This is a genomic window from Mariprofundus sp. NF, from assembly GCF_013387455.1.
In the GTDB taxonomy this organism is placed as follows: domain Bacteria; phylum Pseudomonadota; class Zetaproteobacteria; order Mariprofundales; family Mariprofundaceae; genus Mariprofundus.
Window position 1 is genome coordinate 178,549 of the sequence record NZ_VWNC01000001.1, and the last position, 19,367, is coordinate 197,915.

Genomic DNA, 19,367 nt, shown 5'->3' on the forward strand with positions numbered 1-19,367 from the left:
AGAAAAAGCATTGGAATCACACTTGCTAAACCTTTATCGTTCGAATGATAAGTTTGGAGGGTAAGTGTGAAACGCCCCAGGTTGTTGCTGGCCGAAGACGATGAGGCTTTGGCTTCACTATTAGAAGAGTATCTACTCGAAGCGAATTACGATGTAACCCTGCATCGTCGTGGCGATACGGCATTGGAGGCGTTAAAACAGGATCGCTTCGATCTTGTGCTTACCGACATCGTCATGCCTGGCGCCGATGGTTTGACCCTTCTTCGTCATGTCGTTCATGATGAGCTTAGCGATACCCTTGTTATCCTGATGACCGGTTACTCCGGAATCGAAAATGCCCTGCATGCCGTTGAGCAGGGCGCCTATGACTTTGTAAGTAAACCTTTCCAACTTCCTGAAATCCGTGTTCGACTCGACAACGCCTCCCGTTATCAGCAGCTGCTGCGCAGTTGGAATGAGATCACTGGCGAAAACAGTGCAGCTGGTGAGGCTGTGCAGCCTTCAGGTCATGCCGTGGTCAAGGCCTATGGCCAAAGCTTAAAGGGTGGTTACTGATGTTGAACCTTCTTATTATTGAAGATCAGCCTGCTGTGCGCGAGGTGGTCGCTGAAATTGCCGGTGAATTAAGTGAAGAGGTAAGAGTTGCTCAGGTTGGTAGCCTTGAAGAGGCTAGGGCTGTGTTGGTTTCTGAAGAGTGGAACGGCCTTATCACTGATATGAGTCTTGGTGATGGCAATGCACTTGAACTGATTGCATCACTCAAAGAGGAGGGCGTGAAGATGCCCCCAACCATTCTGATGAGTGGCTTTTTGACATCAGCCAGAATGGCGCAGGCGCTGCAGCTGGGCATCGAACATGTGCTGGCCAAGCCCTTTGCACCGGATGTGCTGCTTGATTGTCTGGAGAAGATGCTCAGCAGAGATGATGAGCATACCCCGGCTGCAGACAAGCCAAAGCGTCAGAAGCGCACCTCTGATCGTCTGCTTCCAGAAATGTTTGAGATGGATCGTCGCCTGGGCCTTGTCTATCGCATGTTCGATGAGATCCCCGCTCAGCACGATGTCTCATCTGTCTGCGCCAGCGCTTTGAATCTTGCCGTTGAAGTGGTGCATGCCAAGGGTGGTTACCTTGCATTCTTTGAGCGCAGGCACCACAAGCTTGTCATGGTCTCCTCTCAGGGTATGGGGGAAGTCGCGCCATCCTGTACGCTTGATGAGACCTCTTTTCAGCCTCTGGTTGCTGGCGATGAAGAGCTTATTCAATCCTTCCCTGATGCTCCGGGCATCTGCTGGCCGGGGGTGGAAGAGCCTCATCATGTCGCCATTCCTGTTCGTCTGCAGGGTGTTTCGATGGGTGTGTTATGCCTGCTTGATCCGGCATCGAGTGAGCCTCTGAAGAGTGAGACCCGTCAGATGCTGGGGTTGCTGGTCAAAGAGCTGGATACCCTGCTGGATAATCGTGCCGTGCATGCGGCACTGGCTGATAATATGCGTGAGACTTTGATTGCGCTGGTGCGCTCGCTTGAGGCGCGTGACCGTTATACCCGGGACCACTCCGGGCGGGTGGGTTCACTTTCTGCCGTGCTGGCTGAGGATATGGGGCTGGATCAGGATCGTGTCGATCTCATTCGCACCGGTGGGCTGCTGCATGATATCGGCAAGTGTGGTATTCCTGATGCGGTTCTGCTTAAACCAGACCGGTATACTGAGAATGAGTTCGCCATCATGAAGGCGCATCCTGCGATCGGGGACAATATCCTGAAGAACATGGATACCATGATCAGGGAGCGGCTGATGCTACGTCACCATCACGAACGTTTTGATGGCCTTGGTTACCCGGACCAACTGGCCGGTGAGGATATTCCTCTTGAAGCACGTATCGTCTGCGTGGCTGATGCCATTGATGCGATGACCACGCATCGTGTTTATCGTATGGCAAGGCCCCTCTCTTTCTGTGTTGAGCAGCTGAAGGCAGGTTCTGGCACGCAATTTGATCCAGAGGTAGTCAAGGTAGCCCTTGCCGCGATAGAGCGCGGGGCGGTTAGTACGCAGGCAGATGAGCAACAGAACATTGAAGGTGTTATGCCCCTGTCAGCCCTGATATCTGTAAAAACTGAGGTTCGTAACTATGGCTGAAGCGAAAAATGATCATGGAAGGCAGGATTTTCGTGTCAACGATATGATCCCTATTAGCGACGAAAAAATGACGCAGGAAGCTTTCGAGATCAATAAAACCAAGGTAGGGATCAAGTCCCGGCAGAGTAGCATGCTGCAGGATATGGTCGGCCGTGATGTCTTCGCAGGTGAAGCCCATGAGGGCATGAACCCTGATGTTGCCAATATGTTGGAGTCACTTGATGCCAAACTGAACTATCTGATCGGTGTCAACGTGCTCAATGATGCCAGCCATAGTGAGCTGGAGGAGCGGGCTGTGAATTTGAGTGTGACAGGTGTGAGTTTTATCACCTCCAATCAATACTCCCCTGGTGATAACACAAAAATTATCTTGATGTTGCCATCATTTCCGCCTTCTACGCTGGAGTTGCTTGGCACTGTGCGAAGGGTGGAGTCCAGAGATGGCAAGCGCATCTGGATCGGTGTCCAGTTCTATTATCGCTGTGATGAAGAGGAGGATTCGATCTCAAAGTATGTTTATCGCAGGCATCGTGAAACGATCCGATCACGCAGCAGAAACAGAGATGGTTAATCTATTGCTGTAACAACAGATTTTATTGAAGAGGGCTGATTCAGCCCTCTTTTTTTATGCCTGTTGGGAGACTGTGATCTGATTGCGGCCGTTTCTTTTGGACTGGTAGAGCGCCTCATCGGCGGCTTTGAAGGTGTTGGCGTGGTCTGTGTTTGGCTGGTGTTCAGCGATACCGATGCTGGCAGTGATATCGATCATGCCAGCTGTAGTTCTGAATGATTTCATCTCAATGGAGTGGCGCAGTGTTTCAGCCAGATGGGTGCTGTTCTCCAGGTCTGTGTCGGGAAAGATGACGCAGAACTCTTCGCCGCCTACACGTGCGGCCAGGTCTGTGCTGCGTGTGCATGCATCCAGCATTTGCGCCATCTGCTGCAGCACCTCATCCCCGACATCGTGGCCATGGGTATCATTGATTTTTTTGAAGTGATCAATATCGACAACCAGAAAGCAGAATTTGGACTGGCCAAGTGTTTTCAAGTATTCCGCCAGGCGTCTGCGATTGGCCAGGCCTGTTAGCGGATCATTGCGGGCTTCAGACTCTGCCTCTTCGAGCTGTTTGGAGAGTGTTGATAGTTTTTCGACGTTGAGCTGGATCGATTCATGCAGCTTTTCACTGGCGCTGCTCAATTTGTTGCCGGCTGAAAGTATGCCCAAGCGCGCTTGTTGCAATACAGCTCGGGCCTGTTCAATGTCGTCAGGGAGCTCCTGCTCCAACAGCAGTTTGGCCTGTTTTAGCTCATCGGACTCTTCGCCTGCCTCTTCCAGTACATTTGAGATTGCCTGCAGGGAGGGGGCGATGGCATCGACCAGCTGCTCCAGCTCAGTACGCAGTGCCACATCGTGTTGCAGGTGCTTCTGCAGCAGCTGTTGCAGGTGGCGGGCAGCACGCTGCAGAGAGTCGCTTTTGGGCGCCTTTTCACCAATCATGCCGCTGGTGCTGTCGAGAAGGGCCCGGGTGACCGGGATATCCTGCAGGGCATGCATAATAAGCGCCTGCCTCTGTTCCACCTGAGCCTCTACTGCCGCTTTGGCATCGTCAGAGATCGTGCCGCTGTGGTTAGGGCGAAGCAGTGGGCCATGCTGAGCATCCAATAGCTTTGCAAACTGCTGGATGGCCCAGAGGTGAGTGTTGTTCGGAATGCCGGGGCTCTGCCTGATCTGCTCAAGGGCGGCGATCATGCGCCGCGTGGTTGCGCGAAGCTCGATATCATCGGGCATGGCGGCAAGGACAACAGGGCGAACCACGTCCATGTCATCGAGAAGTTTGTTGAGTAGTTCGACCTGGCTCATTGAATCAGGATTGCAGCGAGCGAATGCGTTCGGCTTCAACGGCAAGCAAGGTGTCAGCCTCTCGAAGCTCTTTGTTCTGGGTGTTGGCTGAAAGGTGCTGTTGAACCTGACCTCTCAGCTGCTCAATGTCTGAGATCATCTGAGCTGTAGGTGCGTTCCCGGATTCCAGGCACTGCATGGCCTGATCCAGCAGGATGACGCTTTCGTTCAGAGCCTGCCAGGCTCGCTTTTCAGGTTCATGCGTAGCTGCCTGATCTGCATTTTCAATCTCATGGCTATCTGAAACTTCAGCGTCAAACAGGGTCTGGAACACACCGGTTGCACTACTCTGTTTTGTTTTTCGAGTCGTTTGGCCGGATACCGGTAGGTTATTATGAATCTTCATCACGGGCTCCGTACTGGTTCATTGTTTCTATCATCAGAAAACAGCTCGCAAGAATCGGGCCAGATGTAGAGGTATGCACAAGCTGTTATCAGCTTGTGGTTGCTTCAGTCCTGATGCTGACAGCATGGATGGTGGCAGGGAAAAGAGGTTTTAAGGCCTGCATTACTTTTCTGTGGCTCTGCATGCGTGACAGACCATTGAAGCTGCTGGACTTTATCTGAACAGTGAAGTGTCCGCCGCCGCTCTCTTTTGCAGCTGCATGGCCTGCATGCTTCCAGGACTCATCTTCGATCTTTATCGACTCAGGGTTGAATTCGGCCTCAAGCGTACGCTGGATAAGTTCTGCCTTCTGACTCAAGAATCGGATTCCCGTTTGCGATAGAGGGTGCAGATTTTTCCGATATAGTTAACAATTTCTGCCCCTGTTTTTGCCGCCAGCGTTTCGCCTGCGGCCTTGCGTACGCTGCGGTCATCTTCGGCAATATGAACTTTAATCAGCTCGTGAATATTGAGCGCCAGTTCGGTCTCTGCAATGAGATTTTCAGTGATGCCTTTCTGACCGATTCTGATGACTGGCTTTAAGGGGTGGGCTTTGGTTTTCAGTGCTGCGATCTGTTTGTTATTAAGGGGCATATATATTCTCCGGCGGCGCATACTAGGGGTTGTTTGTGGATATGAAAATCAAACTCTTCATGCGCATGGGCAGAGCAGCGGCAAGCTGTTTGCAGATCATACGGAGAAGGGGTTACAAAAGTTCTTTGTGACGCTTTTTTTATCTCATTTTTTGGGTAGGGTGGCAGTTATGACGAATGTACTGAAAGAAGATCCGCACCGTGCCGTGATCCTTGGTGCCAGCAGCGGAGGCACTGCTATTCTTGAGATGCTGCTGGAAGAGGATCTGGTTGAAGTGATTGCCGTGGTGGATCGCAATGCGGATGCGCCGGGTCTGGCGCTGGCCAGAGAGCATGGCATCACTGTCTTCTCTGATCTGGAGGAGGCGCTGAAAAACAGCGTGCCGTGCGTGGTCTTTAACATGACCAACAATGAGATGGTTGAGGCGGTGGCCTCAGAGATTCTCGGCGCCGGTGGTGTGATTGGCGGCATGGAAGCCAAGCTGATTCTGCGTATTATCAATAATATGAAAAAGGCCAAGGCGGAGCTCCATTTTCAGGCCAGCCATGATCTGTTGACCGGTCTTTATAATCGCCGTTATATGATGGATCAGTTGCATCAGGGTGTATCGCAGGCGATTCGTTACCAACACAGTTATGCCGTTGCGATGATCGATCTGGATCACTTTAAACAGGTGAACGATCTGCACGGCCACGCGGCAGGTGATCTGGTGCTCTCACATATGGCGCGGGTGCTCAGGGAGTGCGTGCGTGAGTCCGATGTTCCCGGCCGTTGGGGTGGCGAAGAGTTTATCGTGCTGCTGCCGCACACCACGCTGCGAGGTGCCAAAAAGGCGGCGGATACCTGGCTGAATCATCTGAACGAATCTCCTGTTCGTCTGGAGAGCGGAGAGATTGTTACGGTTGGTTTCTCTGCCGGCATTGCCATGCTTGAAGGCAATGAAAAGGCTGATGTGAACACGCTGGTCAACCGCCTTCTGCATGTTGCCGATGGGCGCATGTACAGGGCTAAAGATCAGGGCCGCAACAGAGTTATGATTGAAGGTGATATCCCCGATGCCGTTCACAGTGAGGGCTCCTGAGGCCTCGAGTAAGGACTCTTTTCCAGCGTTGCTCCAATAGGGCGTTTGGATAGAGTGGAGCTGTGCAGACGGATGATTTAAACCCGCAGAAAACTTATCGAATCAGAGCTGAGTCCCTCATGGATGCAGTCAAAACCTATGTGCCACGTATTCCGATTCGCTGGCGATGGACGATGCTCGTTGGTTTTACCGTAGCGCTGGTCGTTGTTTTTCTTTTCTTTGTTATTCTGGATATTGAGCGCGATGCATGGCTTGAGAGTCAGGCAGCGCAGGCTGAACTGCAGGTGGATCGACTGACTGATGAGTTGAAGCTGCCTATGCTCTCGGGCAGTAGTGCCGAGACCGATCTTGTTGTGCAGGGGTTTCTGGAAAAGGTTCCGACAGTGCTCGGTATCTTGCTCAGGAAGTCCGATGGTAAAATTCATTCTTATGGCGATGTTGGCAGCAGTGGTGGTCCGATTGCGGCGATATCGGTGGCTAACAGTGTGAGCCGTCTGCCGGTGGAGGCGCTCTGGTATAGCAAAGGCGTGTTGTATGCAGATACGTCGCTGGGTGCAGTGGGCGTGCGTTTTTCCGAGCAGGCGTGGCAGGATATTGCCGGTAAGCTGGGGCAGAAGATATCGATTGCTGCGGTCATTGTTGTTCTCTTTTCAGCCCTGTGGGTCTACTGGCTTGCCGGACGCATGAGTAAACCTCTTGAGATGCTGGCTGATGCCGCCCGACAGGTGGCATCGGGTGATTACCATGTGGATATGCAGGTCTCCGGTAATGATGAGATTTCTGATGCGGTATCTCAGTTTAATGTGATGGCACGGGAGCTTGCCCATAAAGAGAAGCTGCGGGAAGAGTTTGGCCGTTATCTCAATCCAAAACTTGTAACCGATATGTTTGATGGCGGCTCGACCCGATTGGAGAATCATCGGCAGGAGGTCACGGTTCTGTTCGCTGATATGGTTCACTTCACCTCCTTCTCTGAATCCACCGATACCAGCGAAGTGGTCAATGTCCTTAATACCCATTTTGAGGTGTTTAACAGGATTATCGCTTACTATGGTGGCCATGTGGATAAATATATTGGTGATGCAGTGATGGCGGTATTTAATCACCCTTTTGCGGATAAGGATCATGCCCGGCATGCTGCCAAGGCGGGGCTGGCTATTGCCATTGCCTGCCAGGAGCTGGCTATAAAACGTTCAGATGGTGATCCGATCAGTTTCCGCATAGGCATGAACTGTGGTCAGGCGATTGCCGGTAATATCGGCGCTGCCAAACGGCTGGAGTATACTGTTATTGGTGATGCGGTGAATGTGGCATCACGCATGTCCGGCATCGGGCAGGGTGGTACGTTGGTGATGCCTCGGGCCACCTTTGAATCTCTGGGTCAGGGTTTTGTCTTTGAGAGTATCGGAGAGCGGGATATTAAGGGTGTGACTGTAGAGCTTGAACTGGGTGTGGTAAGTATAAAGAGCAAGCAGGTGGCACGAAATATCGAACATGTCGTTGGTCTGGCATTTGATCTTGATCTTCCCGAGGATGTGCGTCAGATGGCAGGGGAGATATAAGCCGATGAAACGTCTTCTGCTATTTGCCCTGCTGGCTCTGCTTCTCTCTGCCTGTGCTGCCACCAAAAGCAGTATGTTTGAAAAAGGTATGCGCTTCCAGGTGATGAATCCTTATGTGGAGATCAAGTATGATTTCGAGCGGGGCCGAATCATGCAGGCCCGGCTGCGGGTGCTGGCTCTGGATAAGAAGCATCAGGATTATGCTGTAGCACACAGGTATTTGAAAAAGACCATCGAACCGGCCCGCAGACGACTTTTTGTTCACTATCTGCGCACTGCCAAGCGGTTGGAGAGGGCGAAGCGCTGGGCTGATGCGATGGAGGCTTATGCTCAGGCCAAGTCGGTGACCATCAAACCTGAGGTGATGGAGAAAAAACGCTCTGAGATGGAGTTCAGGATGCGCCAGCTGCGTCTGGATCGGCTGCTGAAATTGCGCCGCAACGAGGATTCAGTATGGCTGGGTAACCTGCCGGCATATGAACCACCACATGGCTTGAGTGGCAAAGATGATGTCTATCAGCACCAGCGGGAGGTCTACCTTGAGGGGTTGGATGAACGTGCTGATGCCGCATATCAGGGCGCTAAATTCTATCTGCGCAGAGATCAGCCTGAAATTGCCTATGTCGAGGTCGAATCCCATCTGAGATTGCAGCCCGACTCAGGGCGAGGCAAAAGGATGTTGGCTGAGATCAGCAAAGAGATGCCGAAACAGATAACCATCCATGGTAATATCTATAAAAAGAGAACGAATAACAGCAGTAAGCGTGCTTCAACAGCCACAGCCGCTACAGCCGAGCAGATTCAAACAGCCATGAAGCGCGGTGATCTGCTGGAGGCGAGACGGCTGGCGCATAGCTATCGCCGTGGTGATGGCAAGGATGCAGAGAAGCTGTTGAGTCAGGTGCAGAAGAAGATCGAGGCGAAAGCGGCCGAAAAATTCACCGCAGGTAGCCAGGCCTTCCGCAAAGAGAAGCTGGATGAGGCGATCAGTTACTGGAGTGATAGTGTTGCCCTGATGCCGGAGCAGGCGGAATATGTCGAAGCGCTGCACCGCGTTCGGCAGTTGAAAGAGCGCTTGAACCTGCTTCGTGAGCAGAAAGATTCCGACCCGGTTCCAGAAGAGGAGTAAGATGCGCGATCAGATCGTAGCGAGCAGAAGAAAAACCAGAGAAATTGATGTTGGCGGTGTAAAGGTTGGTGGTGATGCACCGATCGCTGTGCAGTCGATGACCAATACACTGACCACTGATATTGATGCCACCGTGGCGCAGGTGCAGCGGCTGGAGAGTGCAGGTGCGGACATTGTGCGCATCTCTGTGCCCGATCCTGAGTCGGCCGCAGCGATGCCGGAGATTCTGTCCCAGACGAGTGTGCCGATCATCGCCGATATCCACTTCAGTTATAAGATGGCACTGGCCTCTCTGGAAGCTGGCGTGCATGGCCTGCGTCTGAATCCGGGCAATATCGGTTCACGTGATCGCGTGGAGCGGGTGGTGAAAGCTGCTGCTGAACGTAATATCTCGATTCGTATCGGAGTGAATGCCGGTTCGCTTGAGAAAGAGTTGAATGAGAAATATGGCGAGCCGTGTGCTGATGCCATGGTCGAATCTGCTCTGCGCCATATTCATATTCTTGAGGAGATGAACTTCTCCGATATCAAGGTCTCTCTGAAAGCGAGTAACATCCCGATGACCGTTGCGGCGTATCGTAAACTGGCAGCGCAGGTGGATTATCCACTGCATCTGGGCATCACTGAATCTGGCAGCCTGTTTGGCGGCACAGTGAAATCTTCAGTGGGTCTTGGCCTGCTACTGGCTGATGGTATCGGTGATACCATTCGTGTCTCACTGGCGGCGGAACCTGAAGAGGAGGTGAAGGTCGGTTTTGAGATCCTTAAATCACTCGGTCTTCGTCATCGTGGCGTGAATCTGATCGCCTGTCCAAGTTGCGCCCGTCAGAAGTTCAATGTGATTGAGACCGTGGCTGAGCTGGAGAAGCGCGTGGCGCATATCCATGAGAATATTGATGTCGCTGTGATTGGCTGTGTGGTCAATGGGCCGGGTGAGGCCAAAGAGGCTGAGGTGGGTATCACCGGTGGTTATCCGGTGCATATGCTCTACCGTGATGGTGAAAAGGCTGAAAAGATTAAGCAGGACAAGATCCTCGATATGCTGGTTGAGGATATTGAGAAGCGTGCTGCGGCCAAACGGGCTGAAATGGACGCAGATCAGGAGAAGAGTTAACCATGGCTGGAAAAAGTTTACAGAGTATTCGCGGCATCCATGATGGTCTGCCTGATGAGGTGAGGCGTTTTCAACGTGTAGAGCAGGCGGCACGTAAAACCTTCGCTACCTATGCCTGTTCAGAAGTGCGGCTGCCGATATTGGAACCGACTGAGCTGTTTGTACGTTCGATCGGTGAAGAGACCGATATCGTATCCAAAGAGATGTACAGTTTTATCGATCAGGGCAATGATAATATCTGTCTGCGTCCTGAGGGTACGGCCGGAGCGGTACGTGCCTATCTGCAGGGTGGATTGACCCGTGCCGGTGCCCAGCGCTGGTATTATGCCGGCCCGATGTTTCGCCGTGAGCGGCCACAGAAAGGACGCTTAAGGCAGTTCCAACAGATTGGTGTGGAGTGGTTTGGTGTTTCCGGCCCTGTTGAAGATGCTGAAGTGCTGGCTATGGCGCATGCCTTTCTTACTGAACTGGAAATTTCAGATCTCAGGCTTGAGGTGAACTCATTGGGTTGCAAGGAGTGCAGACCCGGTTATCGCGACAGACTGGTTACCTACCTGGATGCAAAAAAAGAGCAACTGTGTGAAACCTGTAACGCTCGTATCGCCAAAAATCCGATGCGTGTGCTCGATTGTAAGGTGGCTTCGTGCCAGGTCGCACTGAGAGATGCGCCGGAGATGGTGGATCATCTTTGCGAGGCGTGTGAATTCCATTTCGATGGTCTGAAACAGGGTTTAGCTGCTTTGGCTGTGCCGTACGTGATCAATGCCCGCATTGTGCGCGGTCTGGACTATTATAACCGCACGGCCTTCGAGTTTGTCACTGATAAACTCGGTGCACAGGGCACGGTTCTGGCCGGTGGTCGCTACGATGGTCTGGTTGAGAGCCTTGGTGGCCCGGCTACCCCTGCTATCGGTTTTGCTGCAGGTGTTGAGCGACTCTCCATGCTGCTGGATGACAAGGAAGAGAGAGGCATTGATGTTGCCGTAGTTGCGCTTGGTGCCGATGTATTGAGTTACTCGCTTACTCAGGCAGCAGGCCTGCGAGCAGCAGGGCTCTCCGTTGTGCATTGCGGTGGCGGGGCAGCCAAACGCCAGTTCAAGATGGCAGATCGTGAGTCGGCCCGTTTTGTTGCAGTGATTGGCGGTGATGAGATGGAATCCGGCAAGATCGCTTTGAAAAACATGGCCAATGGTGAGCAGCAGTTGCTTACACTTGATGAGGTTGTGCTGCTCATCTCAATCTAAGTTTCCCGGGAAGGGGAAAGAAAAAAGGAGCTGCAAATGCAGCTCCTTTTTTTTATGCGGTTAGACTTTCTCTGTTCTTAATACTTCTTGGGAACGAAGTGCTGATCATTGATGTCCGGGCGTTTGTAGTCCGGCTGCTCTTTTCTCGGGCGCAGCGGTTTCGGTGCAGGCATCACGTCCTTATATGGAACCGATGAGAGGATATGGCTCAGGCAGTTGAGTCGAGCCCGTTTTTTGTCATCTGAATTGACCACATTCCATGGCGCTTCATCGATGTCGGTATAGAAGAACATCTCATCCTTGGCTTTGGAGTACTCCATCCAGCGATCACGCGACTCCAGATCCATCGGGCTGAGTTTCCAGTGTTTGGTTTTGTCGGTGGCACGTTTCTGGAAGCGGCGTTCCTGCTCTTCATCACTGACTGAGAACCAGTACTTGATTAGGATAATGCCGGAGCGAACCAGCATACGTTCAAACTCAGGGCAGGAGCGCATAAACTCGCGGTACTCTTTGTCGGTACAGAAGCCCATCACATGCTCAACACCAGCGCGGTTGTACCAGCTGCGGTCAAAGACAGCGATCTCGCCTGCTGCCGGAAGATGTTCAACATAACGCTGGAAATACCACTGGGTTTTCTGGCGGTCGGAAGGGGCTGGAAGTGCAACCACATTACAGCCACGAGGATTCAAAGGTTCCATCAGGCGTTTGATGGTGCCGCCTTTGCCTGCGGCATCGCGGCCCTCAAATATCAGAACAACCTGTAGTCCCTGATCCTTGACCCAGTGCTGCCATTTCACCAGCTCCACATGGATATCTGCAAGGGCAGCATCATAATCTTTTGTAGCCAGTTTCTTAGGCTTGGCAGGCTTTTGTGCCTGCATGACTGGCTGTTTTACCTGTTCTGTCATAAACGTCTCCCTAAATAAGGGGGGCACTATAACACACGATCATGGGATTAAAAATAATAGAAACAGAACCGGGATAACTCAGCGTTCCGAGCTTGTTGTGAGCGATCCGGCTTGCGTAAGTCGGTTGCTCTTGTTGCTATCAGGAGCTTACCCAGAGGGTGACCAGGGCAGTGACGGCCAGGAGTGCAATAAGCACACCCAATGTGATGTTCTGGTATTTTACTTTTTTGATTTCGTCCTGCTCGTTCATGATCTCTCCTCTCTGATGCTGTTCGTGTTACGGAAGCAGAAACAGGATTATATAGTGTTAATAGCCTAAATGCCTTCAGCGTAAGTGACGCGATCACTGCCTGCAAATACAGGTGTGGAGAGGTACTTTTCTCCACCATCCGGGAAGATGGCCACTATTTCACCCGGCAGACTCTGCTCCGCCAGATTTTCTGCAACCTTCAGTGCAGCAGCCAGTGCACAACCGCATGACTGACCACAGAGAATGCCCTCTTCAGAGGCCAGTCGCTGGGTAAAGGTGTAGGCGACATCGGTGTCGATGCCGATCTTCTGATCGTAAACGCTGGCGTCATAAACCCCAGGTACAATACTTGATTCGATATGTTTCAGCCCCTCAATGCCATGGAACGGTGAGTCAGGCTCGGCAGCAATAATCTGAACACTACTGCTCATGCGTTTGAGGTAACGGCCGGTACCAACCAGCGTGCCGGAGGTGCCCATCGAAGCGATGAAGTGGGTCACCTTACCACCCGTATCGCGCCATATTTCAGGGCCGGTCGACTCTTCATGGGCACGAGGATTGGCCGGGTTGTTGTACTGATCCGGTTTGAAATAGTGATCAGGGTCGGCTTCATAGATGTTGCGCGCATCGATGATGGCACCGTCGGAGCCCTCCAGCGGATCGGAGAAGATCAATTCTGCACCAAAAGCGCGGCAGATGCGTTTGCGCTCATCGGAGACATTACCCGGCATCACCAGACGAACACGAAAGCCCATGCTTGCACCGATCATTGCCAGCGCGATGCCGGTATTGCCTGATGTGGAGTCGAGGATGACTTTGCTCTTGTCCAGCTTGCCGTTTTTCAACCCTTCACGGATCATCCACAAGGCAGGACGATCTTTGACCGAACCACCGGGGTTGAAGCGTTCAAGCTTGGCGTGAATACGGATATTAGCGGGAAGATGGCTGGTGATATGCTGTATCGTTGCCATGGGCGTATTGCCAATCAAATCTAATATTGAGTTCAAAATATCACCTTAGAAATCTGTTTCCATCTACAGTGAAGAGGCAAAGCCTCGTGCTGTGATGGCGGCCAATGATGGCATGGAATCAGCGCTTGCCAAGCAGGCGCAGGATTTCGCTGCTCTGGGTGCTGCTTTCCTGCTGCACAAACGGCCAGATCAGTTGCGGCAGAGCAAGCAGACAGCCCCTCAGTTTTTCCGGGTCAACACCCATGCCACGCAGACTTGCCAGCGTGGTTGCGCCATTGCGTTTAGCAAGCCGTTCACCACTGGTAGTATGAATCAGTGGATGGTGGATGTAGATCGGTTCGGGTAGTCCGAGCAGTTGCTGCAGCAGGCGGTGGATGCCGGTACTCGACTCAAGATCCTTGCCGCGAATGATATGAGTGATGCCTTGAATGGCATCATCAACCACGACCGAGAGGTGATAGCTGAAGGAGATGTCCTTTCGACCGATCACCTCATCATGATCAATGTCAGCCATGTGGGAGATTCCCTGATCATCGTGCCAGCAGAGTGGGGCATCTATCAATGCCATGGCCTTGATCGCATTCAGCCGCCAGGCAAATGGGGAGGTCTGCATGCGCCGCTCCTGTTCTTGATGGCAGAGGCCACGGCAGATGCCGGGATAGATATTGGCTGCATCCTCTGCGTGCGGCGCGATAGCCATGCGTTCGATCTCCTGCTGTATGCTTCTGCGGGTACAGAAACAGGGGTAGATCACCTCCAGTCTGCGCAGTTGATCGATGGCAGCGCGGTAATCCTGCAGATGAGAGCTCTGCAGGCGTACCGGTTCTGGCCAGCTTAGTCCAAGCCACTGCAGGTCTTCATAGATGCTATCAATAAAGTGAGGGCGGCAGCGGGTGTGATCAATGTCCTCAATTCTGAGCAGCAGTTCTGCGCAGTTGGCTTTGGCCCACTGGGCGCATAACAGTGCTGAATATGCGTTGCCGACATGCAGAAGCCCGGTCGGGCTGGGGGCAAATCTGCTGCGCAGTTGCATTGTATCTGTCAGGCGTCTGTTTTTACTTTCTTTGAGGGTGGAAGGATGAGGGCCTGTCCCTCTTCTGTACGTTCAGGGCGCATCAGCAGCTTGATCTCATCACCGGCTTCAAATATCAGGTTGTCATGAGGAATCAGGGTTTTGCCTTCACGCACGATAGCAATGGGCTGCACGCCATGCGGGATGCGTGCATCAACCATTTTTTCACCAATAAGTAGTGACTCCTGCTCGACAGTGCGAGCCTCATACAGCAGTCGTTTGCGGTAGGCCTGATCGTTCCAGTAGGTGAAGTTGTAGGGTTTGGCAAACAGTCTGCGCGCCTGCAGCTGGTGGATCAGGCTGGCATGTTTCTCAGCAGCATCCTCCTGCAGAGCAATGTAGATCTCAGGGGTATGATAGTTCTCATTGGCAAGGCTGGCGATCAGCAGGTTATGATCGGATGAGCCGGTCATCACAATCACCACACCGATCTCCTCGGCATGAATAATCTCCCAGTAGAGCGGATCCAGTGCATTGCCGCAGATGGCGGTATAATTTGATCGTTTCAAGCTGTTGATCACCTCTGCATTGAGATCAAGGAAGCGTACCTCGCGATCTTCGCCCAATGCGCGACCAAGCTCAGCGCCAATCTGACCGCCACCGATGATCAGTACAGAGCGTTCGTCACCACCATCAATGGAGAGCATGGTTTTCAAAGGGCGAGCAACAAGACTGTAGATCAGAATGGATGAGATAATAACGATATACACCAGTGCCATAAGCAGCTCGCTCTGAGGGTTGCCACTCTCCTGCAGAATAAGAACGAACAGTGAGGTGATGGCGGCTGCGACCACACCTCGCGGTGCCATGCCGGCCAGATAGAGACTTTCACTGGTATTCAGATGGCTACCCATGGTTGAAAAGAGTACGGCAAGCGGGCGCGCATAACAGGCGAGAATGACAAAGATTATCAGGCCCGGATAGAGATATTCGCGCATCACAGCCAGATTCATATTGGCAGCCAGCAGCACAAACAGTACCGAGATCAGCAGCATGGAGAGACTGCCTTTAAAGTGTTTCAGGCGTTGAATGTCGTGCACTTCCATACGCTGCAGTACCGCGCCCATCATCAGTACGGCCAGCAGTCCTGCCTGCTCACTGATGGAGTCGGAGAGCAGGAATACCCCCCATGCAGAGGAGAGGGTGAGGATGGTTCTGATCTCAACATCCTTGGCCCAGCTGCTTGAAAGCAGCATGGCAAGCAGGCGGCCACCTGCCAGTCCGATGAAAAAGCCGACAACAATTTTTAACAGGATATCCTCGGCAATGAGCATGCCGGACATCTCAGGTGTGAGCGCGACCTGCAGGAATACAATGGCAAGAATCGCACCAACCACATCAATCAACATCGCTTCAGCCGTTAAAATATGGCTGATATTGCGCCCCAACCGCATCTGACGGATGATAGGAAGAATCACAGTAGGGCCACCAACAGATACCAGTGCGCCAAACAGCAGGGCCAACGGCCAGTCGATACCGGTCATCATGTGCGCAGTTGTAGCTCCGATAGCGATGGTTAGTAGCGGCCCGAAAATGACCATGCGTCCGACCACCCAGCCATTGGCGCGCAGTTCTTTCAGATTCATGCTTAAGCCACCCTCAAAGAGGATAATGGCAAGGCCAAGTTCGATCAGGGTGTGCAGAGCGCCTTCCATCGACTCGACATGCATCACATGCAGGCCGAACGGGCCGAGTGCCATGCCGGCCAGCAGCCAGAGCAGGATCGGTGGAAAGCGAAAGCGATTGGCCAGCATCTGGGCTGCCGTCGCAATGAGAACGGCAACAACAAAGGTGGTGGTAGGTGTGGCAGTTTCAGGAAACATTGCGAAAAAGGCTGCCGTCGAGGGCGCGCACGGGCAAGTTAAGTTTTTACCCTTACGATAGTTAGGGTAATGGCGCGCTTATCCTGCATGCGTCCAGCCCGCTCTGGTGCTATCATGCCGCGCTGCTGTTTTGCAGCGGAAATAGTTGAGGTGTCGTCTTAAATGAATTCAGCCGAAAGAAGTAGTGTTTTTTCCATCGCGGGTATCTATGGCCTGCGTATGCTGGGACTATTCCTTATTCTTCCCGTTTTTGCGCTCTATGCCGAAGGGCTGGAGGGGGTAACACCTACCACAATCGGTTTGGCGTTGGGTATCTACGGCTTTACCATGGCGATGCTGCAGATTCCCTTTGGCTGGCTCTCTGATCGTATCGGCAGGAAACCGGTGATAGCCGGTGGGCTGCTTATTTTTGCCGTCGGTAGTGTGGTCGCGGCGATGGCTGACTCGATCTGGATGGTGATTCTCGGACGTGCCCTGCAGGGCTCAGGTGCGATTGCTGCTGCGATGATGGCGCTACTGGCTGATCTTACCCGTGAAGAGGTGCGCACCAAGGCGATGGCTGTGGTCGGCATGACCATCGGCATGTCCTTTACGGTGGCACTGATTGCCGGGCCTCTGCTCAGTGTATGGGTCGGTGTGGATGGCATTTTCTGGTTTACCGCTCTTTTTGCACTGCTCAGTATCGCCGTGCTCTATCTACTGGTTCCCGATCCTGATCATCTGAGTATGCACAGGGATGTTGAAGCAGTACCCGGTGAGTTCGGACGCATTCTCAAGGATGGCCAGCTGCTGCGCCTTGATTTCGGCATTATGATTCTGCACGGCATTATCATGTCACTGTTTATCGGCTTACCGTTTGTATTGCGCGATCATCTCGATATTGCAGCTGTTGATCACCCGTGGGTCTACCTGCCGGTGCTGCTGGTAGCTATTGTGTTTATGGTGCCACTGATCATCGTGGCCGAGAAGAAGGAGAAGATGAAACAGGTGTTTCTCTTCTCCATTAGCCTGATCGCGCTCTCCTGTATACTGCTCGGTCTCTGGCATGACTCGATGTTTTCCGTGATGGCAGCCCTGCTACTCTTCTTTATCGCCTACAATGTGCTGGAGGCGACACTGCCGTCGCTGATCTCGCGGATGGCTCCGATTGACGCCAAAGGGACCGCCATGGGCGTCTACTCCACATCGCAGTTTTTCGGTGCTTTTCTGGGTGGTGCTGTGGGTGGCTGGTGTTACGGCCAGTATGATGTGCAGGGGATCTTCTTTGGCGCCGGTTCACTGGCGCTGCTCTGGCTGCTGGTTGCATCGGGCATGACGATGCCTGTGATGCGCTCAAGTGTGATGGCGCACGTTGAGTCTGATGTGGATGCACTGGCGCTGGAGGTTTCGATTCTTAAGCTGGCGGGTGTCTTTGAGGCTAAAGTGGTGCCGGAAGAGAATGCGGCCTTTTTGAGGGTGGATAAAAAACTGTTTGATGCCAAAGCGCTGGATGCGTTGCTGAAGCCGGAGTCGGTCGGGCAGCCATCAGAGATAGAGGTCGGATAAGCCATGAGTAAGGAAACAGTAAAACCTGTATTGCTGATTGTGATGGATGGTTGGGGTATCGGCACTGGCGGTCCCGAGGATGCCATTGCGCAAGCCAACACGCCGGTGTTTGATCGTCTCTGGTCAGATTATGCACATACCACGCTAATGACCCACGGCCCCTATGTCGGTCTGCCTGCCAAAAATGATATGGGCGGCTCTGAAGTGGGGCACCTGACCATGGGGGCGGGAGAGATTCTCGATCAGGGGCCGACACGTATTAATAAGGCTGTTGCCGATGGCTCATTCCTTAAATCTGATGCGCTGCAGCAGGTGATGGCAGCTGGTGAAACCGGCGGAACGATTCATCTCATGGGGCTGCTCTCCGATGGCAACATTCACTCCCACATCAACAATTTCAAAGCGCTGATCAACGCTTCTTTTGAGCGCGGTATTAAATCTTTACGGGTGCATGCGCTGCTCGATGGTCGCGATGTAGGTATCCAGACTGCGCAGAAATATGTTTGTGAGTTGGAAGAGGATTTCACCTTCATCAATAGCAGCGATGGTTTTGACTACTGTTTTGCCAGCGGTGGCGGCAGGGAACGTATCGTGATGGATCGTGATCGCGACTGGTCCAAGGTGGAACAGGGCTGGAATTTGATGGTGCATGGTCAGGGTGATCAGCGATTCCCTTCAATGATGGCGGCAATCGAGCATATGCGCGGAGAGAATCCGGACCTGATTGATCAGGATATGGATGGTTTTGTCATCGTGGATGATCATGACGAGCCGCGCGGTGCGATGCATGATGGTGATGCTGTGGTGATGGTTAACTTCCGCGGTGATCGCGCCATTGAGATCACTGAAGCCTTTGAGCTGGATGATTTTGACGGCTTTGATCGTGGCAGTCGTCCTGATGTGGTCTATGCCGGTATGATGGTTTACGACGAAGATCGCAATCTTCCTGAGTTGCAGTTGATGGGGCCAAGCAGTGTTGCCAATCCGTTTGGCAGACGCATTCTTGAGTTGGGTATCAAGCAGTTCCGTCTGACAGAGACGCAGAAATACCCGCATGTTACCTTCTTCTTTAATGGTGGTTACCGTCAGCCACTCGACGCCTCAATGGAAGATTATATTCTGATTCCATCGGATAAGGGTGTCTCCTTTTCCGACGCGCCTGAGATGAAGGCCAATGAGATTGCCGAGAAGGCGATCGAGCTGGTGAACTCGGGTGAATACGGTTTTGGTCTGATCAATATTGCCAATGCCGATATGGTTGGTCATTGCGGCATCATGGCGCCGGCGATACGTGCGATTGAGACAGTGGATGCAGCAGTTGGACGCATTATTGAAGCGCTGTCAGCAGTGGGTGGCTCAGCCCTGATTACTGCTGATCACGGCAATGCCGAAGAGATGATGGTGTTTGCCAAAGACGGTGAGTCTGAAGCCTGCACCAAACACTCGATTAACCCGGTACCATGCATCCTGTTTGATCCGGCTTATGACGGCTCCTACAGCCTGCGTCAGCCGGATGATGAGCAGACCATACTGACTCAGCCCGGCCTCGCCCATCTGGCAGGCACGCTGTTTGAGGCGATGGGATTACCGGTTCCCGATGATATCTACCCTTCACTGATCGAGCGGAATTAAGCCCTTTTCAGCCCGTTCGGGG

Annotated in this window: 18 protein-coding genes; 10 read left to right on the forward strand and 8 right to left on the reverse strand. The window is 52.7% G+C overall.

Annotated features, from left to right (window positions below; genetic code table 11):
- Window positions 1–66: 66 nt before the first annotated feature.
- The 3 genes from F3F96_RS00875 to F3F96_RS00885 are packed head-to-tail and all read left to right on the forward strand — an operon-like array spanning window position 67 to window position 2,706.
- Window positions 67–555, forward strand: coding sequence for a response regulator (locus F3F96_RS00875; RefSeq protein WP_370465477.1), 489 nt, complete (start codon window positions 67–69; stop codon window positions 553–555).
- Window positions 555–2,135 carry an HD domain-containing phosphohydrolase gene (locus F3F96_RS00880; RefSeq protein WP_176961370.1) on the forward strand — a complete coding sequence of 527 codons (1,581 nt, stop codon included), beginning with the start codon at window positions 555–557 and terminating at the stop codon, window positions 2,133–2,135. Before F3F96_RS00875 ends, F3F96_RS00880 begins: the two co-directional genes overlap by 1 nt.
- A complete protein-coding gene (locus tag F3F96_RS00885) occupies window positions 2,128–2,706 on the forward strand; it encodes a PilZ domain-containing protein (protein ID WP_176961371.1) in 579 nt (192 codons plus the stop codon). Before F3F96_RS00880 ends, F3F96_RS00885 begins: the two co-directional genes overlap by 8 nt.
- 54 nt (window positions 2,707–2,760) lie before the next feature.
- Here the strand turns inward: F3F96_RS00885 and F3F96_RS00890 are convergent, their stop codons facing one another.
- From F3F96_RS00890 to yhbY, 4 genes are all read right to left on the reverse strand, one after another.
- Window positions 2,761–3,996 (reverse strand): diguanylate cyclase, encoded by a 1,236-nt coding sequence (locus F3F96_RS00890; protein ID WP_176961372.1) that lies wholly within the window; start codon window positions 3,994–3,996, stop codon window positions 2,761–2,763.
- Between the two features lie 4 nt (window positions 3,997–4,000).
- Entirely contained in the window at window positions 4,001–4,381 is a 381-nt protein-coding gene (locus F3F96_RS00895) for a hypothetical protein (RefSeq protein WP_176961373.1), read from the reverse strand.
- An 88-nt stretch (window positions 4,382–4,469) separates the two neighbouring features.
- Entirely contained in the window at window positions 4,470–4,739 is a 270-nt protein-coding gene (locus F3F96_RS00900; RefSeq protein ID WP_176961374.1) for a BolA family transcriptional regulator, read from the reverse strand.
- On the reverse strand, window positions 4,736–5,014 hold the full coding sequence (gene yhbY, locus F3F96_RS00905; RefSeq protein ID WP_176961375.1) for a ribosome assembly RNA-binding protein YhbY: 279 nt from the start codon (window positions 5,012–5,014) through the stop codon (window positions 4,736–4,738). Before yhbY ends, F3F96_RS00900 begins: the two co-directional genes overlap by 4 nt.
- A 169-nt stretch (window positions 5,015–5,183) precedes the next feature.
- Between yhbY and F3F96_RS00910 the strand changes: the two genes are divergently transcribed.
- The 5 genes from F3F96_RS00910 (at window position 5,184) to hisS (ending at window position 11,144) form a co-directional block, all read left to right on the forward strand.
- Window positions 5,184–6,095, forward strand: coding sequence for a GGDEF domain-containing protein (locus F3F96_RS00910; RefSeq protein WP_186338864.1), 912 nt, complete (start codon window positions 5,184–5,186; stop codon window positions 6,093–6,095).
- Between the two features lie 119 nt (window positions 6,096–6,214).
- Complete coding sequence (locus tag F3F96_RS00915) at window positions 6,215–7,657, forward strand: adenylate/guanylate cyclase domain-containing protein (RefSeq protein ID WP_241697575.1); 1,443 nt, start codon at window positions 6,215–6,217, stop codon at window positions 7,655–7,657.
- A 4-nt stretch (window positions 7,658–7,661) separates the two neighbouring features.
- Entirely contained in the window at window positions 7,662–8,786 is a 1,125-nt protein-coding gene (locus F3F96_RS00920; protein WP_176961376.1) for a hypothetical protein, read from the forward strand.
- Between the two features lies 1 nt (window position 8,787).
- A complete protein-coding gene (gene ispG / locus F3F96_RS00925; RefSeq protein WP_176961377.1) occupies window positions 8,788–9,900 on the forward strand; it encodes a flavodoxin-dependent (E)-4-hydroxy-3-methylbut-2-enyl-diphosphate synthase in 1,113 nt (370 codons plus the stop codon).
- Window positions 9,901–9,902: 2 nt separating this feature from the next.
- Window positions 9,903–11,144: a histidine--tRNA ligase gene (gene hisS, locus F3F96_RS00930; RefSeq protein ID WP_176961378.1), complete on the forward strand. Its 1,242-nt coding sequence runs from the start codon at window positions 9,903–9,905 to the stop codon at window positions 11,142–11,144.
- Between the two features lie 77 nt (window positions 11,145–11,221).
- Here hisS and ppk2 read toward each other — a convergent pair whose 3' ends face one another.
- The 4 genes from ppk2 to F3F96_RS00950 form a co-directional block, all read right to left on the reverse strand.
- Entirely contained in the window at window positions 11,222–12,052 is an 831-nt protein-coding gene (gene ppk2, locus F3F96_RS00935; protein WP_176961379.1) for a polyphosphate kinase 2, read from the reverse strand.
- 315 nt (window positions 12,053–12,367) lie between these two features.
- Window positions 12,368–13,309: a PLP-dependent cysteine synthase family protein gene (locus tag F3F96_RS00940; RefSeq protein ID WP_176961380.1), complete on the reverse strand. Its 942-nt coding sequence runs from the start codon at window positions 13,307–13,309 to the stop codon at window positions 12,368–12,370.
- Between the two features lie 82 nt (window positions 13,310–13,391).
- Complete coding sequence (gluQRS, locus tag F3F96_RS00945) at window positions 13,392–14,306, reverse strand: tRNA glutamyl-Q(34) synthetase GluQRS (protein ID WP_176961381.1); 915 nt, start codon at window positions 14,304–14,306, stop codon at window positions 13,392–13,394.
- A gap of 8 nt (window positions 14,307–14,314) precedes the next feature.
- A complete protein-coding gene (locus F3F96_RS00950) occupies window positions 14,315–16,168 on the reverse strand; it encodes a cation:proton antiporter (RefSeq protein ID WP_176961382.1) in 1,854 nt (617 codons plus the stop codon).
- Between the two features lie 162 nt (window positions 16,169–16,330).
- Here F3F96_RS00950 and F3F96_RS00955 point away from each other — a divergent pair, with 162 nt between their 5' ends.
- Window positions 16,331–17,713 (forward strand): MFS transporter, encoded by a 1,383-nt coding sequence (locus F3F96_RS00955; RefSeq protein ID WP_176961383.1) that lies wholly within the window; start codon window positions 16,331–16,333, stop codon window positions 17,711–17,713.
- Between the two features lie 3 nt (window positions 17,714–17,716).
- Complete coding sequence (gene gpmI, locus F3F96_RS00960; RefSeq protein WP_176961384.1) at window positions 17,717–19,345, forward strand: 2,3-bisphosphoglycerate-independent phosphoglycerate mutase; 1,629 nt, start codon at window positions 17,717–17,719, stop codon at window positions 19,343–19,345.
- Window positions 19,346–19,367 lie beyond the last annotated feature (22 nt).